Annotated in this window: 20 protein-coding genes; 7 read left to right on the top strand and 13 right to left on the bottom strand. The window is 71.6% G+C overall.

The window, feature by feature from the left end; genetic code table 11:
• Positions 1-83: 83 nt before the first annotated feature.
• Genes OHB49_RS31165 through OHB49_RS31140 form a run of 6 tightly spaced genes read right to left on the bottom strand, consistent with a single transcriptional unit; the run spans position 84 to position 5,553 of the window.
• Positions 84-860, bottom strand: coding sequence for an SDR family NAD(P)-dependent oxidoreductase (locus OHB49_RS31165; RefSeq protein WP_329164269.1), 777 nt, complete (start codon positions 858-860; stop codon positions 84-86).
• On the bottom strand, positions 860-1,381 hold the full coding sequence (locus tag OHB49_RS31160) for a cupin domain-containing protein (RefSeq protein ID WP_392754410.1): 522 nt from the start codon (positions 1,379-1,381) through the stop codon (positions 860-862). The genes OHB49_RS31165 and OHB49_RS31160 overlap by 1 nt, the downstream gene beginning before the upstream one ends.
• Positions 1,382-1,425: 44 nt before the next feature.
• Positions 1,426-2,226, bottom strand: a complete 801-nt coding sequence (locus OHB49_RS31155; RefSeq protein WP_329164267.1) for an alpha/beta fold hydrolase — start codon at positions 2,224-2,226, stop codon at positions 1,426-1,428.
• Positions 2,223-3,017, bottom strand: coding sequence for an aspartate dehydrogenase domain-containing protein (locus OHB49_RS31150; protein ID WP_392757720.1), 795 nt, complete (start codon positions 3,015-3,017; stop codon positions 2,223-2,225). Before OHB49_RS31150 ends, OHB49_RS31155 begins: the two co-directional genes overlap by 4 nt.
• A gap of 38 nt (positions 3,018-3,055) precedes the next feature.
• On the bottom strand, positions 3,056-4,042 hold the full coding sequence (locus OHB49_RS31145) for a VOC family protein (protein ID WP_052189655.1): 987 nt from the start codon (positions 4,040-4,042) through the stop codon (positions 3,056-3,058).
• 29 nt (positions 4,043-4,071) lie between these two features.
• Complete coding sequence (locus tag OHB49_RS31140; protein ID WP_329164265.1) at positions 4,072-5,553, bottom strand: aldehyde dehydrogenase; 1,482 nt, start codon at positions 5,551-5,553, stop codon at positions 4,072-4,074.
• Between the two features lie 322 nt (positions 5,554-5,875).
• Between OHB49_RS31140 and OHB49_RS31135 the strand changes: the two genes are divergently transcribed.
• Complete coding sequence (locus OHB49_RS31135; RefSeq protein WP_329164264.1) at positions 5,876-7,303, top strand: MFS transporter; 1,428 nt, start codon at positions 5,876-5,878, stop codon at positions 7,301-7,303.
• A gap of 124 nt (positions 7,304-7,427) precedes the next feature.
• On the opposite strand, the gene OHB49_RS31130 is transcribed toward OHB49_RS31135, so the two are convergent.
• The 3 genes from OHB49_RS31130 to OHB49_RS31120 all read right to left on the bottom strand — a co-directional run bounded on the left by OHB49_RS31130 (position 7,428) and on the right by OHB49_RS31120 (position 9,546).
• Complete coding sequence (locus OHB49_RS31130; protein ID WP_030972737.1) at positions 7,428-8,012, bottom strand: dihydrofolate reductase family protein; 585 nt, start codon at positions 8,010-8,012, stop codon at positions 7,428-7,430.
• 263 nt (positions 8,013-8,275) lie between these two features.
• Positions 8,276-8,611: a chorismate mutase gene (locus OHB49_RS31125; RefSeq protein ID WP_030972739.1), complete on the bottom strand. Its 336-nt coding sequence runs from the start codon at positions 8,609-8,611 to the stop codon at positions 8,276-8,278.
• Positions 8,612-8,661: 50 nt separating this feature from the next.
• A complete protein-coding gene (locus tag OHB49_RS31120; RefSeq protein ID WP_030972741.1) occupies positions 8,662-9,546 on the bottom strand; it encodes a helix-turn-helix domain-containing protein in 885 nt (294 codons plus the stop codon).
• A 217-nt stretch (positions 9,547-9,763) separates the two neighbouring features.
• On the opposite strand from OHB49_RS31120, the gene OHB49_RS31115 reads away from it, so the two are divergent.
• Positions 9,764-11,566 (top strand): glycoside hydrolase family 35 protein, encoded by a 1,803-nt coding sequence (locus tag OHB49_RS31115; RefSeq protein ID WP_329164261.1) that lies wholly within the window; start codon positions 9,764-9,766, stop codon positions 11,564-11,566.
• A 10-nt stretch (positions 11,567-11,576) separates the two neighbouring features.
• Here the strand turns inward: OHB49_RS31115 and OHB49_RS31110 are convergent, their stop codons facing one another.
• Positions 11,577-12,353, bottom strand: a complete 777-nt coding sequence (locus tag OHB49_RS31110) for a S1 family peptidase (RefSeq protein ID WP_329164260.1) — start codon at positions 12,351-12,353, stop codon at positions 11,577-11,579.
• 240 nt (positions 12,354-12,593) lie between these two features.
• Between OHB49_RS31110 and OHB49_RS31105 the strand changes: the two genes are divergently transcribed.
• Positions 12,594-13,493 carry a hypothetical protein gene (locus OHB49_RS31105; RefSeq protein ID WP_329164258.1) on the top strand — a complete coding sequence of 300 codons (900 nt, stop codon included), beginning with the start codon at positions 12,594-12,596 and terminating at the stop codon, positions 13,491-13,493.
• Between the two features lie 144 nt (positions 13,494-13,637).
• Here the strand turns inward: OHB49_RS31105 and OHB49_RS31100 are convergent, their stop codons facing one another.
• Positions 13,638-14,582, bottom strand: a complete 945-nt coding sequence (locus tag OHB49_RS31100; protein WP_329164257.1) for an SDR family oxidoreductase — start codon at positions 14,580-14,582, stop codon at positions 13,638-13,640.
• A gap of 86 nt (positions 14,583-14,668) precedes the next feature.
• Between OHB49_RS31100 and OHB49_RS31095 the strand changes: the two genes are divergently transcribed.
• The 4 genes from OHB49_RS31095 to OHB49_RS31080 are packed head-to-tail and all read left to right on the top strand — an operon-like array spanning position 14,669 to position 18,139.
• A complete protein-coding gene (locus OHB49_RS31095; RefSeq protein WP_329164256.1) occupies positions 14,669-15,412 on the top strand; it encodes an enoyl-CoA hydratase family protein in 744 nt (247 codons plus the stop codon).
• A 17-nt stretch (positions 15,413-15,429) separates the two neighbouring features.
• Positions 15,430-16,284 carry a CoA transferase subunit A gene (locus OHB49_RS31090; RefSeq protein WP_392757719.1) on the top strand — a complete coding sequence of 285 codons (855 nt, stop codon included), beginning with the start codon at positions 15,430-15,432 and terminating at the stop codon, positions 16,282-16,284.
• Complete coding sequence (locus OHB49_RS31085; protein WP_030972754.1) at positions 16,281-17,048, top strand: CoA-transferase subunit beta; 768 nt, start codon at positions 16,281-16,283, stop codon at positions 17,046-17,048. Before OHB49_RS31090 ends, OHB49_RS31085 begins: the two co-directional genes overlap by 4 nt.
• A gap of 8 nt (positions 17,049-17,056) precedes the next feature.
• Positions 17,057-18,139 (top strand): NAD(P)H-dependent flavin oxidoreductase, encoded by a 1,083-nt coding sequence (locus OHB49_RS31080; protein WP_329164252.1) that lies wholly within the window; start codon positions 17,057-17,059, stop codon positions 18,137-18,139.
• A 70-nt stretch (positions 18,140-18,209) separates the two neighbouring features.
• Here the strand turns inward: OHB49_RS31080 and OHB49_RS31075 are convergent, their stop codons facing one another.
• The gene (locus OHB49_RS31075) at positions 18,210-19,883 is read right to left on the bottom strand and encodes a DEAD/DEAH box helicase (RefSeq protein WP_030972759.1); all 1,674 of its coding nucleotides are present in this window, start codon (positions 19,881-19,883) and stop codon (positions 18,210-18,212) included.
• Between the two features lie 136 nt (positions 19,884-20,019).
• The gene (locus OHB49_RS31070; protein ID WP_003969786.1) at positions 20,020-20,223 is read right to left on the bottom strand and encodes a cold-shock protein; all 204 of its coding nucleotides are present in this window, start codon (positions 20,221-20,223) and stop codon (positions 20,020-20,022) included.
• Between the last annotated feature and the right edge of the window lie 156 nt (positions 20,224-20,379).

The raw sequence follows: 20,379 nt of genomic DNA, 5'->3' as shown, positions 1-20,379 counted from the left end.
ACTCCTTGGTGTGAGGGGGTGTCCTGGGGCGGTCGCCGCACCGGAGCCCCGCGGGGTCCGGTGCGGCGGTGATGCCCGCGGGGTCAGTGCATGGTGAAGCCGCCGTTGACGGCGAAGGTCTGGCCGGTGATGTAGCCGGACTCGTCGCCGACGAGGAAGGCGATCAGGCCGACCAGGTCCGCCGGTTGCTGGGGCCGGGAGATCGCCCGGTTCAGCCGGTACAGCTCGTGCCGTTCGGCGGGGATGTCGACGGAGGACTCCCCCTCGGTCAGTCCGGGGGCGACCGCGTTGACGGTGATCCCGAGGTCTCCGGTCTCGCGGGCCATGGCCCGGGTCAGGGAGATGACGGCGCCCTTGGAGGCGATGTAGTGGGCGAGGCGGGGCGACCCGTACAGCGCCGCGTCCGAGGCGAGGTTGACGATCCGGCCGCCGCCGCCTGCCTTCATGAGCGGCAGGAGGGCGCGGGCGACGAGCCAGGGGCCTCGGGCGTTGACCGTCATGATGCGGTCCCACGCCTGTACGTCGATCTCGTGGAACGGCTTCCCGCCGACCGCGTTCGCCAGACCGGCGTTGTTGACCAGGCCGTGGAGCCTGGTGCCGTCGCCGGTGAGGGTGGTGGCGAGGGCGTCGACGGAGTCCGGGTCGGCGACGTCGAGCGGGTGGAAGTCGGCGGTGATGCCGTCGGCGCGCAGGTCGTCGGCGGCCTGCTTGCCGGTCCGTTCGTCGAGTTCGGCGATGACGACTCGGTAGCCGTCGGCGCCGATCCGGCGGGCCGCGGCCAGTCCCAGGCCGCGGCCCGCGCCGGTGACGACGACCGTACGGGGGCCGCCCGCTGTACGGGAGGTGTCGTCGGCGGCCATCAGTCGCGGGTGATGCCGTGCATCGGGGAGTGCTCGGGGTACGTCGGGACCTGCGGCTTCTGCGTGCCGATGATGACGCAGAACAGGGCGTCGATGTCGCCCTCGTTCTTCAGCGAGCGGGCCACTCCGGCGGGCACGACGATCATGTCGCGGTAGCCGAGGGTGCGGTACTCGACCTCGTCGGCGCCGCGGTGGATGCCGACCCTGACCTGGCCCTCGAGGACGAAGAAGGCTTCCTCGACGTCGTGGTGGGTGTGCTCGGGGCCCTCCGCGCCGGGCGGCAGCAGCATGTTGGAGAAGGTGAAGCCGCCGGACGGGATGATGCGGTTGTCGTTCTCGTGGTTGCCGGTGGCGCCGGAGCCGACGTAGCGGATCTGGGCGCGCTTGTACTGGTCGCCGGCCTTCGCCTGGAAGGAGAGGGTGTTCCAGTCGGGCTCGCGGGAGTCCTTGGTTGCGATGAGCGAGTCGGTGTACTTCGCGAGGTCGCCGTCGGTCTCGTAGGGGGTGTTGTCGATGGGCACGGGTTGCTCCTCGGTTCGTTGGTGCGGGTGGGGGCGGGCCGTCGTCACGCGGGGGTGCGGGCGACGACGTGGAGGTGGGCGCGGACCCAGGCGTTGAAGGCCTCGGGCCGTTCCTGGTTGGAGAGGTGTCCGGCGCCGGAGAGGGTCACGTACACGGACTTGGCGAGGCCGCCCGCGATGGCTTGGGACTCCTCGGTTCCGGTGACGGTGTCCTGCTCGCCGCAGAGGACGAGGGCCGGTGCGGTGATGGCGGGCAGGTCGTCGGTGAGGTCGGCCTCGGCCATCGCGTCGGCGGCGTAGCCGTATCCGGGGGTACGGATGGAGGCGGCCATGGTCGCCACGACGCGTTCGACGAGTTCGGCGGGGGCGTCGGCGGAGACGAGGCGCGGGCCGCGGGCGGCGGCGAAGGCGTCCGGGCCTTCGGCGGTGAGCTGTGCCGCGCGGGCGCGCATGGCGGCTGCCTTGTCCGGGTCGGTGCCGGAGCCGCGGCTGGAGTCGGCGACGATCAGGGACTCGACGAGGTCGGGGTGGCGGGCGGCAAGGCGCAGGGCGATGACGCCGCCCCAGGAGACGCCGAGGACATGGGCGCGGCCGCCGCGGTCACGGATCAGCGCGGCCGCGGTGTCGGCGTAGCCGTCGAGGCCGGGGGCCCGGCCGGGGTCGGCGGAGGCCGCGTACCCGGGGGCGTCCCAGGCGACGACCCGTACCTGGTCGGAGAGTCCGGCGAGCTGCGGGGCGAAGGCGGCGGAGGAGGAGCCGATGCCGTGCAGGCAGAGCAGCAGCGGTGCGTCGGGGTTCCCGGCCTCCTGGGTGTGGACGGCCGCGGTGGTGAGGGTGGCGGTCACAGGATCTGTCCTGCCCGGCCGACGACGGCCGCGAGGCTGCGCAGTACGGCGTGCGGCACGACCTGGCTGGTGGCGGGGTTCGTGGCGTCGGGCCGGTGGGCGACCTCGAAGCGGTAGGTGCCGTGCGGGCCGTCCGCCTCGATGACGTGCCGGGTGAGGGTGGCGGCCGGGTCGGCGACGACGACGACCTCGACGAGGTCGGGGTCCCCGGTCGCGAGGGCCACGGATGCGGCGACGTTGGTGGACTTGGGGAACTTCACCGGGACGTCGCGGGCGGTGCCGCGCATCACCTCCACCGGTTCGGTGGTGGTCCGCAGTCGTTCGGTGAGCTCGGTGTCCATCCACGGCTGGTGGAGGGTGGCGGGCAGTTTGGTGGTGGTCAGGCGTACGGAGGTGAGGGCGCCCAGCCCCGTGACGGCCTGCAGGAGGTCGAGTCCGCCGACGGCGCCGCCGGTGAAGTACACGCGTCCGGGGCCGGCCGCGCGCAGCCGGTCGACGAGTTCGGGGTCGACGAGTGCTCCGGTGGACGCGATCAGCAGGTCGGCGCCGCTGTCGAGGACCCGCTCGGCCCACTCCCGTACGACGCCCTGGCCTGCGGCTTCGACGATGAGGTCGCAGACGGTGAGGGCGTCCTCGAAGGACAGTTGGGGTGCGGGGGCGTCGACGAGGGGCCGGTTGTCGACGATGCAGGTCAGTTCGGCGCCGGGGATGTGGCCCTCGACGAGGGCGGTGCCGACGACACGGCCGATGGCGCCCCAGCCGACGAGTCCGATGCGTCGCGCGGGTCGCATGGGGCGTGCGACGGGAGTGGGGCGGGTGGTGGTGGCGGTCATGCGGACACCTCGTCGGTGGCGGGGGCCAGTGGCCCGGGGTCGGGTTCGCCCGCCATGTGGCAGCGGATCTTCTGGGACGGCGGACCTGCTGTCCCCCACAGGTCGGAGAGGTCGGGGGTGCGCCGCCAGACCTTGGCGATCCAGGCGTCCTCGACGATCTGGGCGACCTCGGAGGTGTATTCGCAGACGAGTCCGGCGGGGTCGGTGAAGTACGAGAAGGTGTTGTTGCCGGGTCCGTGCCGGCCGGGCCCCCACTGGGGGTTGATGCCGTGGTGGCGGAGCCGGCCGAGGCCGCGCATGAAGTGGTCCACCGACGTCATCTCGTACGCGACGTGGTTCAGCGACGCCCATGCGGCCTGGTTGAAGGCGATGCAGTGGTGGTCGGCGTTGCAGCGCAGGAAGGCCATCTGGTGCTCGGACCAGTCGGAGACGCGCAGCCCGAGGACCGAGGTGTAGAAGGCGACGGCGGCGTCGATGTCCGTGGTGTTGAGGACGGTGTGGGTGACGCCGACGGGGACGGCGGCGTCCCGGCCGCGCGGGGTGACGGCGTGCGTCTGGGCGCTGAGTTCGATGAGCCGGCCCTCGGGGTCGGTGAAGCGGAGTCCGTATCCGCCGCCGACCTGGTCGAGGGGGCCGGGACCGGCGACGGGGACGATGCCCCTGGCGAGGAGGCGGCGGGCGGCCTCGTCGATCTCGGCGGGGGTGGCCACGGCGAAGGTGATGCGGCCGAGGCCGTTGCGTTCGCCGCGGGTGAGGGCGAGGACGTGGTGTTCTTCGCCGGTGCCGCGCAGCCAGGCGGCGTCGCGGTCCTGCTCGACCGGTTCCAGCCCCCACACCTCGGTGTAGAAGTCGGTGGACTCGGTGAAGGCGGGGGTGTGCAGCTCGACGGAGCGCAGGGCTCGCAGCCGGGCGACGGGTTCGAGCGGGACAGTGGCGGGGCGGGCGTGGAGGTTCTCGTACGCCGTGCGGTTCTCGTGAGTCATGTGGTTCTCCGGCTCCTCGTCTGTCGGCATCAGTTGGCGGCCCAGGGCAGTGGGGCGGTGCCGGTGCCCCAGTAGAGGGACTTCTGCCGCTGGTAGCCGCGGATCAGGTCGCGGCCCTTCTCGGTGCCGATCCCGCTGTCCTTCAGCCCGCCGAACGGGGTGGAGATGCTGAACTGCTTGTACGTGTTGATCCAGACCGTTCCGGCGTCGATACGGCGGGCGACCCGCCAGGCCTTGGCGTGGTCCCGGGTCCACAGTCCGCAGGCGAGGCCGTACACGCTGTCGTTGGCCTGGGCGACGAGGTGGTCCTCGTCGTCGAAGGGCAGGGCGACGAGCACGGGTCCGAAGATCTCCTCCTGGCAGACCCTGGCGGTGTTGGGGAGGCCGTCGAGGACGGTGGGGAGGTAGTAGGCGCCGTCACGGTAGGAGTCGCCTTCGGGGGCCGCTCCCCCGCACCGGACGGTGGCGCCTTCTTCGCGGGCCAGGTCGACGTAGGCGGCGACGCTGTCACGGTGCTTGTGGTGGACGAGCGGGGCGACCTGGGTGTCCGGGTCGGTGCCGGGTCCGACGCGCAGCTTCTCGGTCCGGGCGACGAGTTCGCCGACGAATTCCTCGTACCGCGAGCGGGCGACGAAGAGCCGCGATCCGGCGATGCAGCTCTGGCCGCTGGAGGAGAAGACGCCGTACATGACGCCCGCCAGGGCCTGCTCGAGGTCGGCGTCGTCGAACACGATCGTCGGGGACTTGCCGCCGAGCTCCAGCGATACGGGGATCAGCTTGTCGGCGGCGGCGTGCGCGAGAGTGCGGCCGGTGTTCGTGCCACCGGTGAAGGTGATCTTTCCGACGGCCGGGTGGCGGACGATCGCGTCGCCGATGACGCTGCCGCGGCCGGGCAGCACGGAGAGCAGTGCGGTGGGCAGTGCGGCCTCCGTCAGTGCCTGGTGGACGAGGCGGCCGAGGGCGAGGGCGACGAGCGGGGTCCACTCCGCCGGCTTGAGGACGACCGCGTTGCCCGCGGCGAGTGCGGGGGCGAGCTTCTGGGCGTCGCTGGCGATGGGCGAGTTCCACGGGGTGATCGCGCCGACGACGCCGATGGGCTCGTGGACGCTCATCGTGACGTACGGGCCGCGGGACGGGGTGATCGCGTCCTCGGCCGTCTCCAGTGCGGCGGCGGTGTAGCGGAAGGTGCCCGCAGCGCTCAGTACGAGGGCACGGGTCTCGGTACGGCACTTGCCGGTGTCGGCGGTCTGCAGGGCGGAGAGCCGGTCGGCGTCGCGCTCGACGAGGTCGGCGATGCGGTGCAGCAGCCGGGCCCGCAGATGGGCGGGCAGCTCACGCCAAGCGGGGTCGTGGGCCGCGTGGACGGCGGCGGTCACGGCGTCCTCGACGTCGTCGAGGGATGCGGCGTGCACGGTGGCGATGACCTGGCCGGTGGCGGGGTCGACGGTCTCGATGGGGGCACCGCGGCCCTGCCGCCACTGCCCTGCGACCAACACTTCGTCGGCAAGCATCAGTTGGCCTCCTGCAGTCGATACGGTTACCTCAGAGCTAAAAATCTAAGCGCTTAAGTAATTCACCGCAAGACCCCTTCGTAAAAACTCTTTTGCCCTGGAGGTCTTGACGACCTCCACCCCCGGACCGATAAAACTTAAGCCCTAAGAAGCTAGGCGCCTTAGAGAGCAGCCGACGGCAGTGGTGGGCGGTCTCACAAGCTCACGAGCCCCGCAACGCCACGCCGTCCCCGTACGCTCAGCTCACTCCCGTACACCCCTGCTCTCCGCACACCTGGCTCCCCAACCGCTCCGCCCCCACCCGGAGCAGGAGGAACCCTCGATGACCCGGCCCACCGCCGCCACCCGCGAAGCCGTCACCGCCCGTGACGCCATAGCCGCCCGCTTCGAGCGGCTGCCGGCCTCCCGCTGGCACGTCACCGTCCGCCTCATCGTCGGCGTCGTCACCTTCTTCGAGGCCTTCGACCAGCTGCTGATCGCGTACGCACTGCCCGAGCTCCGGCAGGAGTGGCACCTGACCGACGGCGATGCCACGTCGGTGCTCACCGTCGGCTCGGTCGGCATGCTCATCGGCGCGCTGCTGTCGGGCCGGCTGGCCGACAGGTTCGGACGGGTCCGGGTGATCGCGTACTGCGTGGCCGCCTCGGGACTCGCAGGCCTCGCTCTCGTCGCCTGCACGTCGCTCACCCCGTTCCTGGCGCTGCGCTTCGTGCAGGGGCTCGCGATCGGCGGCGAGGTGCCCGTGGCCGCCGCGTTCATCAGCGAGATCACCCGGAGCTTCAAGCGGGGCCGCTTCGTCCTGCTGTACGAACTCGTCTTCCCGGCCGGACTGACCGTCGGCGCACTGGTCGCCGCGTGGCTGGTGCCCGCAGCCGGCTGGCGCGTGATGTTCGCGGTCGCGGCCGTCCCCGGACTGCTGGCGTTCCTCGTCCAGCGCACGGTTCCCGAATCGCCGCGCTGGCTGGCGGACCGGGGACGCACGGCGGAGGCCGAGGCGGTCATGGACGAGATCGAGGCGAAGGTGTCGGCCGCCACGGGCGAACCGCTGCCGCCGGTCCGGTACTCCCCCGGACCCCCGGTGCACCCCGGGTCCCCGACGGCGAAGGCGGCCACCGACGCGGAGCGCACCGCCACCGGGCTGCGTTCCCTGTTCACCGGCCGCTACCGCCGGCGCACCCTGGTGGTGGGCGCGATCTGGTTCACCGGCTACTTCGTCAACTACGGCGTGACGTCCTGGCTGCCCAGCATCTACAAGGACGGGTACGGCCTCACGCTCTCCGACGCCCTGCTCTACTCCACGGTCACCTCGGTGGCCGGACTGCTCGGCTGCCTGCTGGTGGCGCTGACCGTGGACGTCCTCGGCCGCCGCAAGATCTTCGCGATCTTCCTGGGGGGCTCGGCCGCGCTCCTGCTGACCCTGGCCGCGCTCGGCGCCGACACCCCCGTCCAGGTGCTGATCTGGACCTCGCTGTCGGCCGTCGGCTTCTTCGGCTCCAACATCTGCCTGTATCTGTACACGCCGGAGCTGTACCCGACCCGGATGCGCGCCCTCGGCTGCAGTGTCGGCGGCGCGGTCAATCGCCTCGGCGTGATCCTCGGCCCGATCCTGGTCGGCGCGGTCTACGCCGCCGGGAACAACGTCGCCACGGTCTTCGTGATGCTCGGTGCGGTGGCGCTGGCCGGTGCGGTGGTGGCGGGCACCCTCGCCGAGGAGACGGCCAACCGGCCGCTGGAGGAGATCTCCCCCTGACCGCCCCGCGCACCGGCCTCGCGGCGTCGTCGGCGGCCGACCCGGTGCTGTGCGGTGCGATCGGCGCCCGGACCGCGGTGCCGGCACCCGGTGTCGCCCCGCAGACGGAAGTTCGCGCGGGAGGTCATCGCCCTGCCGCGGAGATCTCCTCGGGACGCCGGTACTGGAGCAGGACGACCCCGTTGCCGAAGCTCCGGGTCCCGGCAAGTCGCAGATCGCTCTTCGCGTCCGTCGGCCGGAACAGCGGTTTGCCCCGGCCGATGAGGACCGGATGGACGTAGACGCGGTACTCGTCGATCAGATCGTGCTCCCTGAAGGCCGCGGCGAGATCGGCGCCACCGAGGGACAGGTCCCCGCCCGGCTGCGCCTTGAGCGCCATGATCTCCTCGGGGACGACGTCCCGCACCACGGTGGTGTTCCAGTCCGCCCGCTCCAGGGTCCTGGAGAACACCAGCTTGGGCATGTCCCGCCAGATACCGGCGAACTCCGCCATCGGCCCGGCATTCGAGGGGTCCGCGTCGGCCGTCGGCCAGAACTCGGCCATCAGCTCATGGGTGACACGACCGCTCAGAAAGCCGCCCATCGCTGCGAGTTCGTCGTTGAAATGCGTGTGCAGCTCGTCGTCGACCAGGTGCCAGCCGATGTCGCGGTCCGGCCCCTCGATGAATCCGTCGAGGGACACCGACATCATCAGGATGACTTTTCTCATCACGGTCCTCGCCAACGCCATCGGGGGCAACGGGTAGGGCCGCAGGTACGCCGACCGGGCCCTGTCGAGAGGCAGTCGGCTGCCGGGTGCCTCGACGGGAAGGCCCCGCTCGACAGCCTCGGCGGCCCGTTCCTTGTCGTACGCGACGAACACCGTCAGCACAAGCCCCCGACGGCACTCCCCAACCTACGCACCGGGACGGCGAGAGCGCCGAACGCCACCCGGTCGGTGGAGGCCGGCGGGGAGCGGACGGAGGCGAGGGATCACCCGTCGGAGGCTGCGTCGCCGGCCGGAGGGTCGCCGGCGATCCGCTCGTGGTGCCTGATCACTTCAGCGATGATGAAGTTGAGGAGCTTCTCCGCGAAGGCCGGGTCCAGTTTCGCGTTCTCCGCGAGGCGACGCAGGCGGGCGATCTGTTCGGCTTCGCGGTCGGGGTCGGCCGGGGGCAGCTTGTGGTTCGCCTTGAGATGGCCGACCTGCTGGGTGCACTTGAAGCGCTCGGCGAGCATGTGGACAACAGCAGCGTCGATGTTGTCGATGCTTTCGCGGAGCCGGTTCAGTTCCGCGCGTACGGACTCGTCGGTGTCGCTGGTGGTCATGGTCGACGAGCTTAGACGGCCGGTTCCGGGGCCCTGCTACGGGACAGCCCTCAGGGGCTGATCATCGGTGGGTGGTCCGGGTCGGGGATCGTGTCGCTCCAGCCGCCCGGTACGGCGCGGCCCTGCTGTTCGCGGAAGCGGACCGGGGCGGTGCCGACGCGGCGGGCGAACAGGCGGGAGAAGTAGGCGGGGTCGTCGTAGCCGACGCGGCGGGCGACCGCGGCGACGGGCAGTTCGGTCGCGGCGAGGAGTTCCTTGGCGCGGCCGAGTCGGATGCCCAGGAGGTAGTCCTTGGGGCTGCATCCGGCGCCGCGTCGTACCGCGGTGCGCAGTTCGGCGGGCGTCATGTTGTGCCGGGCGGCGTGTTCGGCGACCGAGAGCGGCTGGAACGCATCGCGGGCGAGGGCCTTCAGGACCGGGTCGCCGTCGGGGCTGACATCGGCGCGGGCCCGGCGCAGGGCGACGAGGAGTTCATGGACGGCGGCGCCGGTCTCGACCTCCAGCAGCGGGTTGCCGCGTCGGGCCGCGCGGACGATCCGGCTCACCGCGGCGCGCGGGCCCGCCGTGTCGGCGAGGGGGACGAGGGGGCGGTCCGGTTCGATGTAGCCGAGTTCGGTGTACGTGGCGGTGGCGGGGCCGGTGAAGTCGACGAAACTCTCGTCCCAGCCGGTGCCCGGGTCGGCGCCGTAGTGGTGCGGGGTGCCGGGGGTCAGCCAGATCAGGCTGGGGGCGGTGACGGGCAGCCGGCGGCCGTCGGGGCTGCCGAACCAGCCACTGCCGGAGTGGACCACGACGGCCACATGGTGGTCCAGGGTGCGGGGGCCGACCGTGGGCAGCGCGCCGTGCTGCAGGCCGACGCCCAGACAGACGAGGCCCAGCCGGTGGTGGAGCGGGCTGGGCGTGAAGAAGCGCATCCAGGTGTGGTACGTCGACATCGGCTTTCCTTCCTCCGTTCGGCCGGGGTCGGTCCGGTGATCCGCGCATTGTGTCCAAACAGCAGCGATCTTTGTCCATGGACCGGCCGCACGCCAGGGGGTGAGGGTGGCTGCAGCATTCCTCCCGGGTCCGCCCGCTCCGTGGTGCGTACCGTCGTGCGGCCTCGGGGCGCGCGGCTCGGGGGTGGGACCGGCGCAACAGGAGAGTACGAGCACGATGGCTGACTTCACCGTGGGGGACGACCACTTCCGGCTCGACGGGAACCCCGTACGCCTGCTGTCGGGGGCCCTGCACTATTTCCGGGTGCACGAGGCACAGTGGGATCACCGGCTTTCGATGCTTCGGGCCATGGGCCTGAACTGTGTCGAGACGTACGTTCCGTGGAACGTCCATGAGCCGGAGCCCGGTGTGTTCCGGGACGTGGCGGCACTGGGCCGGTTCCTGGACGCGGCGGAACGGGCCGGGCTGTGGGCGATCGTCCGTCCGGGACCGTACATCTGCGCCGAGTGGGAGAACGGCGGGCTGCCGGTCTGGGTGACGGGGCGGTTCGGGCGTCGTGTGCGAAGCCGTGATGCCGGGTATCTGGGGGCGGTCGAGCGGTGGTTCGCGCAACTGCTGCCGCAGGTGGTGGAACGGCAGATCGACCGCGGCGGCCCGGTGATCATGGTCCAGGTGGAGAACGAGTACGGCAGCTACGGCACCGACGCGGTCTATCTGCGACGACTCGCGGACATGCTGGGCGAACAGGGGGTGAGTGTGCCGCTGTTCACGTCCGACGGGCCGGAGGACCACATGCTGACGGGCGGATCCGTGCCCGGTCTGCTCGCCACGGCGAACTTCGGGTCGGGGGCGCGTGAGGCGTTCGAGGTGCTGCGCAGGCATCAGCCGAAGGGTCCGCTGATGTGCATGGAGTTCTGGTGCGGCTGGTTCGGGCACTGGGGTGCTCCACCGGTCGTCCGGGAACCGGCGCAGGCCGCCGGCGCGCTGCGGGAGATCCTGGAGTGCGGGGCGTCCGTGAACATCTACATGGCGCACGGGGGGACGAACTTCGCGGGCTGGGCGGGGGCCAACCGGTCCGGTTCGCTGCAGGACGAGGACTTCCTGCCGACGGTGACGTCGTACGACTACGGCGCCCCGATCGACGAGTACGGGCGGCCCACGGAGAAGTTCTGGCTGTTCCGGGAGGTCCTCGCCGAGTTCTCGGACGGTCCGCTACCTGATCTGCCGCCGGAGCCGGCGGGACTCGCGGCGCCGGTGCGGGCGGAGCTGACCGGGTGGGTGCCGCTGTCCGGCGCGCTGGAGGCACTGGGCGACCCGGAACCGGCGGAGTCCGGTGTTCCGCCGACCTTCGAGGAACTGGGCGTCGACCGGGGCCTGGTGCGCTATCAGGTGGATGTTCCGGGTCCGCGGCAGCCTTACACGCTGGGGGTGACGGGGCTCCGGGACCGGGCTGTGGTGTACGTGAACGGCGTCCGGGAGGGCGTGCTGGGCGAAGGGAGTGCCACCCTCGACACGCCCGTGGCCGGGCCCGCGTCCGTCGAGCTGTGGGTGGAGTCGCTGGGCCGGGTCAACTACGGGCCGCGGCTGGGTGAGCCGAAGGGAATCACGGGCGGGGTGCTGCACGAGCGGCAGTACCTGCACGGTGTACGGGCCAGGGCGCTGCGGCTGGCCTCGTTCGAGGAGCCGGGCGCGGTGGCCGGTGTGCCGTTCGGGGATGTCGTGGAGGGGCGCGCCGGGCTGTACCGGGGGTCGTTCGAGCTGACGGAGCCTGGCCACGCGGATCACGCGGGTCTCGAACTGCCGGGCTGGACACGCGGGTTCGTCTGGGTGAACGGCTTCTGCCTGGGCCGCTACTGGTCGGCGGGCCCGCAGCGGACGCTGTACGTGCCGGGTCCGGTGCTGCGGGAGGGCGCCAACGAGGTGTGGGTGCTGGAGGTGGAGGGTGCGGGGGCCCCGTACGTGGAGCTGGGCCCGGGTGTGCCCGTCGACATGGGCACACCCGGGGGTGATCAGAGCTGATACCGCGGCGTCAGAGTGTGGCTGCCGCGGAGGCGATATTGGCGGCGAAGGTCGAGACCTCGCTGTACACACCGGGGTAGCCGGGCTCGGCGCAGCCCTGGCCCCAGCTGACGATGCCCACCTGGATCCAGGCTCCGGCGTTGTCCTTGCGGAACATGGGGCCGCCCGAGTCGCCCTGGCAGGTGTCCACACCGCCGGTGTCGACGTAGCCGGCGCAGAGCTCGTCGCCGGGGACGAGGTCGCTGCCGTACGCGTCCTGGCAGTCGGCGTCGGAGACGAACGGCACGGTGGCCTTCAGCAGGTAGCGCTGCTGACCGCCGCCCTCGGTGGCGGCGCCCCAGCCGGCGATGGTGAAGGTGCCGTTGTTGTACGTGGTGTTGGTGGCGATCTTCAGGGTGGGCAGCTCGATGGGCTTGGCGAGCTTGATCAGCGCCCAGTCCTTGCCCGTGCCGTTGTAGCCGGGGGCCTGCAGGACCTTGGTGGACTTGACCTTGATGGCGCCGGAGGACTGCAGGTCGACGACGCCGGCCGTGGCGGTGATGGAGGTGTTGTTGCCCGAGCCGTTCACACAGTGTGCGGCGGTGAGCACGATGCTCTTGGTGTAGAGGGCGCCGCCACAGCCCATGGAGAGCCGGACCATGAAGGGGAACTCACCCTGGGCGGCGCGGGTTCCGCCGACGACGGGTGTCGGGGCGGCGGACGCTCCGGCGGGCTGCAGGCTGACGGCGGCGAGGACCACCGCGGCTATGACGGAACATCTCTTCAGGGTGCGCAGAAGCTGCTTCAACGAAGTGCCTTCTTTCGTGGGGGGTGCGTGGGGGGTGGGTGGGGGGTGGGTCGACACGTGCCCGAGGTCGCCATGCACCCGACAAGGGCATGAGCCGGATTATCGGGAAGCGATCACCGACCCCACAAGGTCCACTTTTCGGCCAATGTCGCGGACGGCCCTCGCTCCCGTCCTCGCCACCGATCGGCCCGCATCCGCTTACAGTGGAGGCCGGTTGAGCGTCACGGAGGGGGTGCGGACGTGACAAACGACAGTCCGGTGGTACACGGCTTCCCTCATCTCGACACCGTCCGGTCCGCGATCACCGCGCTGTACCGGAGACTGTCGTACGACGGTGTCCGCAGTTACGCCCCGAGCTTCGTGCCCGCCGACGCGGCCTTCTCCGACCAGGACGATCTGCATCTCGGCGCGCAGCGGGTGGCGCGGGCCATGGTCCAGCACCTGCATCTGCCGGACGCCCGCATGATCGTCGCGTTCCGGGCGATGGAGCATGCGGGAAGTGTCGAACTCGCGGCGGGTCCCGAGTACTTCATCGAGCTCAACGACCGCTTCCGCACCCACCGCAGGGACATCGGCGCCGCGCTCTCGCACGAGGTCATGCATGTGCTGCTGCACCGGCTCGGCCTGGAGTTTCCCGGTACACGCGACAACGAGATCCTCACCGACACCGCGGCGACGTATCTGGGCGCGGGCTGGCTGCTGCTCGACGCGTTCCGGGAGGACGGCACGTCCAGCCAGAAACTCGGCTACCTCACCCCGGAAGAGTTCGGATACATCCTGGCCAAGCGGGCGTTCGCCTTCGACGAGGATCCCTCACCGTGGTTCACCAGCCCGCAGGCCTACGAGGCGTACGCGGCGGGGCGGGCGCGGGCGGAGCAGGACGCCCGGCAGCCACCGCTCGTGGCGGCGGGGTGGGCGGGCCGGCGGCGCTACGCGAAGGTCCGCCGGTACGCCCAGGACCATCCGGGCACGGCCGCGGTGCCCGCCTCCGGTGTTCCGTACGCCTTCGAGGGCGGTCCGGACGGGCTGCGGGTCTCGTTCGCGTGCCCGACGTGCCTTCAGCGGATCCGGGTTGCGGTGCGGGGGCGGGTGCGGGTGCGGTGTGCGCTCTGCCGCACGGTGCTGAACTGCGACACCTGAGCGTGGGCGGTGGGGTCGGCGCGCCCGCAGTGGGCGGTGTTCCCTACCCGCCCCTTCCCGAAGCCGGGTCGCGCCGCCCCGGAACCCGCTCGTCAATCGCCGGAGAAGCTGGTTTCCCCGCCGTTGCCGGCACCTTCCCGCCCGTCACCGCGCCCCGTACACCGGCCGCCCCGTCCCCGCCTCCGCCAGCAGTTTCCGTGCGGCCTCCCCCGCCTCCGCCGGCGTCCACCGGGCGCCCCGGTCCACGGAAGGTCCCGGGTGCCAGCCCTCCATCACCGTGATCCGACCCGCCTCCGCCTCGAAGACCCGTCCGGTCACCCCGTCACTCGCGGCCGAGCCCAGCCACACCACCAGCGGTGACACGTTCTCGGGCGCCATCGCGTCGAACGCCCCCGTCCCCTCCCCCGGTGCCGCCATCGTCTCCGCGAAGGTCTGCTCGGTCATCCGGGTGCGGGCCGCCGGGGCGATCGCGTTGACCTGGACCCCGTACCGGCCCAGCTCCGCCGCGGCGACCAGTGTCAGGCCGACGATCCCGGCTTTCGCGGCGGAGTAGTTGCCCTGGCCGACGCTGCCGAGCAGCCCCGCACCCGAGCTGGTGTTGATCACCCGGGCGACGGTGGTGCGGCCCGCCTTGGTCTCGGCGCGCCAGTGCGCCGCCGCGTGCTTCAGCGTGAGGAAGTGGCCCTTGAGGTGGACGCGCAGCACCGCGTCCCAGTCGTCCTCGTCCAGGTTGACGAGCATCCGGTCGCGCAGGAAGCCCGCGTTGTTGACCAGCGTGTCCAGCCGCCCGTAGGTGTCCAGCGCGACCCCGATCAGCGAGGCCGCGCCCGCCCCGGTCGCGATGTCGCCGTCGTGGGCCACCGCCTCGCCGCCCGCCGCCTCGATCTCGTCGACCACCTGCCGGGCCGGTCCCGGGGACGACCCGCCGGCCCCGTCGAGTCCGACACCCAGGTCGTTGACCACGACCTTCGCCCCCTCGGCGGCGAACGCGAGGGCGTGGGCCCGGCCGAGCCCACGCCCGGCCCCCGTCACGATCACCACGCGGCCCGCGCAGAGCCCCGTGCCGTGTCCGTCGCTGCTTGCGGTCATCTCACATCTCCTTGTTGGCGATGCGGGGGCAGGCTGCTACCTTCCACACCTAACAAATGTTTGGTGGAAAGGTAGCTGATCCGCTCATGGGTGTCTCCACCGCAAGCCCCGTCAAGGGCGTATCCGTCGTCACCGTCGACCACCCACCCGTCAACGCCCTGCCCGTACAGGGCTGGTACGACCTCGCGGACGCACTCCGCGCGGCGGGCCGCGACCCCGAGGTCCGCTGTGTCGTCCTGACCGCCGCCGGGCGCGGGTTCAACGCGGGCGTCGACATCAAGGAGATGCAGCGCGACTCCGGGCACGAAACCCTGATCGGCGCCAACCGCGGCTGCTTCGAGGCGTTCGCCGCGGTGTACGAGTGCGAGGTGCCGGTCGTCGCCGCAGTGCACGGCTTCTGCCTCGGCGGCGGCATCGGCCTGGCCGGCAACGCCGACGCGATCGTGGCGAGCGACGACGCCACGTTCGGCCTGCCCGAGCTGGACCGGGGCGCACTCGGCGCCGCGACGCATCTCGCCCGGCTCGTCCCGCAGCATCTGATGCGCACGCTGTACTACACCTCGCGCACCGCAACGGCCGCCGAGCTGCACGCCCACGGTTCGGTCTGGAAGGTCGTCCCACGCGCCGAACTCCAGGACGCCGCCCTGGAGCTGGCGGGCGAGATCGCCCGGAAGGACGGGTATCTGATCCGGCTCGCCAAGGCCGCCATCAACGGCATCGACCCGGTGGACGTCCGCCGCAGCTACCGCTTCGAGCAGGGCTTCACCTTCGAGGCCGACCTCAGCGGAGCCGCCGACCGCGTCCGTAACACCTTCGGCAAGGAGGCATGACGGTGACCGACAAGACCATGACGGCCGACGAGGTCGTCTCCCGGCTCAGCAGCGGCATGACGATCGGCATCGGCGGCTGGGGCTCGCGCCGCAAGCCGATGGCGCTGGTGCGTGCGCTGCTCCGGTCCCGGATCACCGATCTCACCGTGGTCTCGTACGGCGGCCCCGACGTCGGACTGCTCGCCGCCGCCGGCCGGATCCGCAAACTGGTCGCGGCCTTCGCCACTCTCGACTCGATCCCGCTCGAACCGCACTTCAGAGCGGCCCGCCAGCGCGGCGGCCTCGAACTGACCGAGGTGGACGAGGCGATGTTCATGTGGGGGCTGCACGCCGCTGCGAACCGGCTGCCGTTCCTGCCCGTCCGGGCCGGCATCGGATCGGACGTCATGCGGGTCAACCCCGGTCTGCGGACGGTGCGTTCGCCGTACGCGGACGGCGAGGAGTTCGTCGCGATGCCGGCCCTGCGGATGGACGCGGCGCTGGTCCACCTGAACCGCGCCGACCGGTCCGGCAACGGCCAGTACCTCGGGCCCGACCCGTACTTCGACGACCTGTTCTGCGAGGCGGCCGATACCGCGTACGTCTCCTGCGAACGGCTCGTCGAGACGGCCGAACTGACCGCGCGGGCCGCCCCGCAGACCCTGCTCGTCAAACGGCACTCGGTCACCGGCGTCGTCGAGACCCCGAACGGCGCGCACTTCACCTCCTGCGTCCCCGACTACCCGCGCGACGAGGCGTTCCAGAAGGCGTACGCCACCGCGGCCGCCGACCCGGCCGCCTGGGCGGCGTTCACCGCCCGCTTCCTGCCCGCCGACGGCAGCGAGAAGAGCTACCGGTCGGCCGTCCGGACCTGGCACGAGGAGCAGAAATGACGACCTCTGAGACCACGCCGCCCCCGGCCACCCGGACCGCCACCCGTGCCGAGTACTGCGTGATCGCCTGCGCCGACGCCTGGCGCGACAACGGCGAGGTACTCGCCAGCCCGATGGGCCTGATCCCGTCCGTCGGCGCCCGCCTCGCCAAGCGCACCTTCTCGCCCGATCTGCTGCTGACCGACGGCGAGGCGATGATCGTCGGCCTCGACGGCACACCCGAGGGCTGGCTGCCGTACCGCCTGCACCTCGCCATGGTCACCGGCGGCAGGCGCCACGTGATGATGGGCGCCGGCCAGATCGACCGGTTCGGCAACCAGAACATCTCCTGCATCGGCGACTGGGAACAGCCCGCCCGCCAGCTGCTCGGCGTACGCGGCGCCCCGGTCAACACCCTGAACAACCCGGTCAGTTACTGGATCCCCAAGCATTCCCCCCGGGTGTTCGTCGAACGCGTCGACATGATCAGCGGGGTCGGCTACGACAGCGCGGCGGCCGCCGGCCCGTCGGCGACCCGCTACCACCGCATCCCGTGTGTCGTCACCGACCTCGGCGTCCTCGACTTCGCGACCGCGGACCGCTCGATGCGCCTCGCCTCGCTGCACCCGGGTGTCACCGCCGACCAGGTCCGCGAGGCCACCGGCTTCACGCTGACGATCGCGGACGACGTGCCCTGCACCCGCGAGCCGACCCCCGAGGAGCTCCGGCTGATCCGCGAGGTCATCGACCCGGAGGGCGCCCGTGACCGCGAGGTCAGGGCCTGATGGATCCGATGCGCACGCCCCTCACCGAGCTGGTCGGCGTCCGGTACCCGATCGTGCAGACCGGCATGGGCTGGGTCGCCGGGCCCCGGCTGGTCTCCGCCACCGCCGAGGCCGGTGCGCTGGGCATTCTGGCTTCCGCGACGATGACCGTGGAGCAGCTGCGCGCGGCGGTACGGGAGGTCAAGTCCCGTACGCAGGCGCCGTTCGGGGTCAATCTGCGCGCCGACGCCGGTGATGCGCGCGAGCGCGTACGGATCGTCGTCGACGAGGGTGTGAAGGTCGCGTCGTTCGCGCTGGCCCCGTCGAAGGAGCTGATCGCCGAGCTGAAGGACGCGGGGGTGGTCGTGGTTCCTTCGGTCGGCGCGCGGCGTCATGCCGAGAAGGTCGCGGCGTGGGGCGCGGACGCGGTGATCGTGCAGGGCGGCGAGGGCGGCGGGCACACGGGCGAGGTGGCGACGACGGTGCTGCTGCCGCAGGTGGTGGACGCGGTGGACATCCCGGTGATCGCGGCGGGCGGCTTCCACGACGGCCGCGGGCTCGTCGCGGCGCTGGCGTACGGGGCGGCGGGCATCGCGATGGGCACGCGGTTCCTGCTGACATCGGACTCGACGGTCCCGGACGCGGTGAAGGCCCGCTATCTGGCGGCGGGTGTCAGGGACGTCACGGTCACCACGGCGGTGGACGGGCTGCCGCACCGGATGCTGCGTACGGAGATGGTCGCCGCGCTGGAGCACGCGGGCCGCACCAGGGCCCTGGTCCAGGCAGTGCGCCGGGCGGCGGGCTTCAAGCGGATCTCGGGGCTGAGCTGGTCCCGGATGGTGCGCGACGGCCTCGCGATGAGGCACGGCAAGGACCTGTCCTGGAGCCAGGTGCTGCTGGCGGCCAACACCCCGATGCTGCTGAAGGCATCCATGATCGACGGCCGGACGGACCTGGGGGTGATGGCGTCGGGCCAGGTGGCGGGCGTCATCGAGGACCTGCCGAGCTGCGAGGAGCTGGTGGGCCGGTTGATGAAGGAGGCCCGGCGGACCTTGGAGGCATTGGCCTCGATCGCCGGACAGGCGGATACGTCAAGCCTGTCCGGCGATTGAGAGCGGCGTCCGGGGCAGCGCCCCGGTGCGGTGACCCGGTCGTCGACCTGTCACCGCACCGCGTACGCTGCTACGCCGCCCTGCGGCCTCGCGCGGCCGCGCTGCCGTTGCTTCGCCCGGAGCCACCCGCACGCCCCGCACCCGCGCCCGAACCGTTACCACGGCCCGAACCGCCGGCCCGAACCGCTCCGCCGGCCCGAGCCGCACCGCCCGAGCGCATCTCGCCGCCGCCCTGAGCGGACCCGGAGCCGGTGCCGGCACCGGCTCCGCCGCGACGGCCACGGCCCCGGCTGCCCGCGCGGAACGTACCGCCGGCACCGCCACCCGCACCGCCCGACCGCGTGCGCGGCTTCGGCTGCGTCGGCTGGGGGACCTCGACCACGATCGCGATGCCGGACGGCTCACGGGCCCCGGTGATCCGGGTGAGTTCCTCGTCGCTGGACTTGATCCGGGTGGTCCGCGGCGCGATGCCCGCGTCGGCCATCAGCCGGGTCATCTCCCGCTTCTCCTCCGGCAGCACCAGCGTCACGACGCTGCCGGACTCCCCGGCGCGCGCCGTGCGCCCACCGCGGTGGAGGTAGTCCTTGTGGTCCGTCGGCGGGTCCACGTTCACGACCAGGTCGAGGTCGTCGACGTGGATGCCACGGGCCGCGACGTTGGTCGCCACGAGCGCGGTGACCTGGCCGTTCTTGAACTGGTCGAGCGTCCGGTTGCGTTGCGGCTGGGACCGTCCGCCGTGCAGGGCGGCAGCCCGTACACCGCTGGCCAGCAGCCGCTTGGCGAAGCGGTCGGCAGCCCGCTTGGTGTCCACGAACATGATCACCCGGCCCTCGCGGGCGGCGATCCTGGTGGCGACGGCCTTCTTGTCCGTCTCGTCGGCCACATGGAGCACGTGGTGCTCCATGGTGGTGACGGCGCCGGCGGACGGGTCGACCGAGTGCACGACCGGGTCGGTCAGGAACATCTTGACCAGCCGGTCGATGTTCTTGTCCAGGGTCGCGGAGAACAGCATCCGCTGACCGTCCGGCTCGACCTGCTTGAGCAGCGCGACGACCTGCGGCATGAAGCCCATGTCGGCCATCTGGTCGGCCTCGTCGAGGACGGTGATGGAGACCTGGTCGAGCCGGCAGTCGCCGCGCTCGATGAGGTCCTTCAGCCGGCCGGGCGTGGCGACGAGCACCTCGGCGCCGCGTCGCAGCGTGCCTGACTGCTTGGTGATCGACATGCCGCCGACGACGGTGGCGAGGCGCAGGTTCACGGACGTCGCGTACGGCGTCAGCGCGTCGGTGACCTGCTGGGCGAGCTCGCGGGTCGGGACGAGGACGAGCGCCAGCGGGGCGCGCGGCTCGGAGCGCCGGCCGGCGGTACGGGCGAGGAGCGCGAGACCGAAAGCCAGGGTCTTGCCGGAGCCGGTGCGGCCGCGGCCGAGGATGTCCCGGCCTGCGAGCGAGTTCGGCAGGGTGGCGCCCTGGATCGGGAACGGGTCGGTGACGCCCTGCGCGGCAAGGGTCTTCAGCAGGGCGGCGGGCATGTCCAGCTCGGCGAACGCCTCGACGGCGGGCAGTGCGGGGGTCATGGATTCGGGCAGGGCGAATTCGCCCTGCGGCGGCGTGGCCCTGCGACGGGGCGACGCCTTGCCGGATCCCTTGCCGGAACCCTTGGCGGTTGCCTGTGCCGGGGCCGTGCCGCGCCCCCTCGACGGGCGAGTGCGGGCGGGTCGGTCCTGGCGTTCGGAGCGGGTCATACGGAATTGCCCTCCTGGGGATTCCTGGGAACTACTGGGGACTGTCCGGGACTTTCGGCGCACCCCCGGGACAGCACAAGCCGGGACCCGCACCTTCACGGTGCGGGCCCCGGCTGCGAGGTACGCGTCGCGGCAATTAGGCCGGGACGATGTTCTCCGCCTGCGGGCCCTTCTGGCCCTGCGTGACGTCGAAGGAGACCTTCTGGCCCTCCTGGAGCTCACGGAAGCCCGAGGTGGCGATGTTGGAGTAGTGGGCGAAGACGTCGGCGCCGCCGCCGTCCTGCTCGATGAAGCCGAAGCCCTTTTCCGAGTTGAACCACTTCACGGTTCCAGTAGCCATGTCATTCTCCTAAAGAGGTGCAGTGCCGGAAATCCGCACTTTACGAATTCCAAGTCGCCGCATTGAGCCCCATCCGGAGAAAGCCGGAAAACAATAATGCGCCTGAGGAAGCATTCCCGTCAGGCGCACATAAAGTTCATGGGTACCAAAACTGCA

The organism is Streptomyces sp. NBC_01717, from assembly GCF_036248255.1.
Classification (GTDB): Bacteria; Actinomycetota; Actinomycetes; order Streptomycetales; family Streptomycetaceae; genus Streptomyces.
This window is presented reverse-complemented; position numbering and strand designations above follow the sequence as displayed.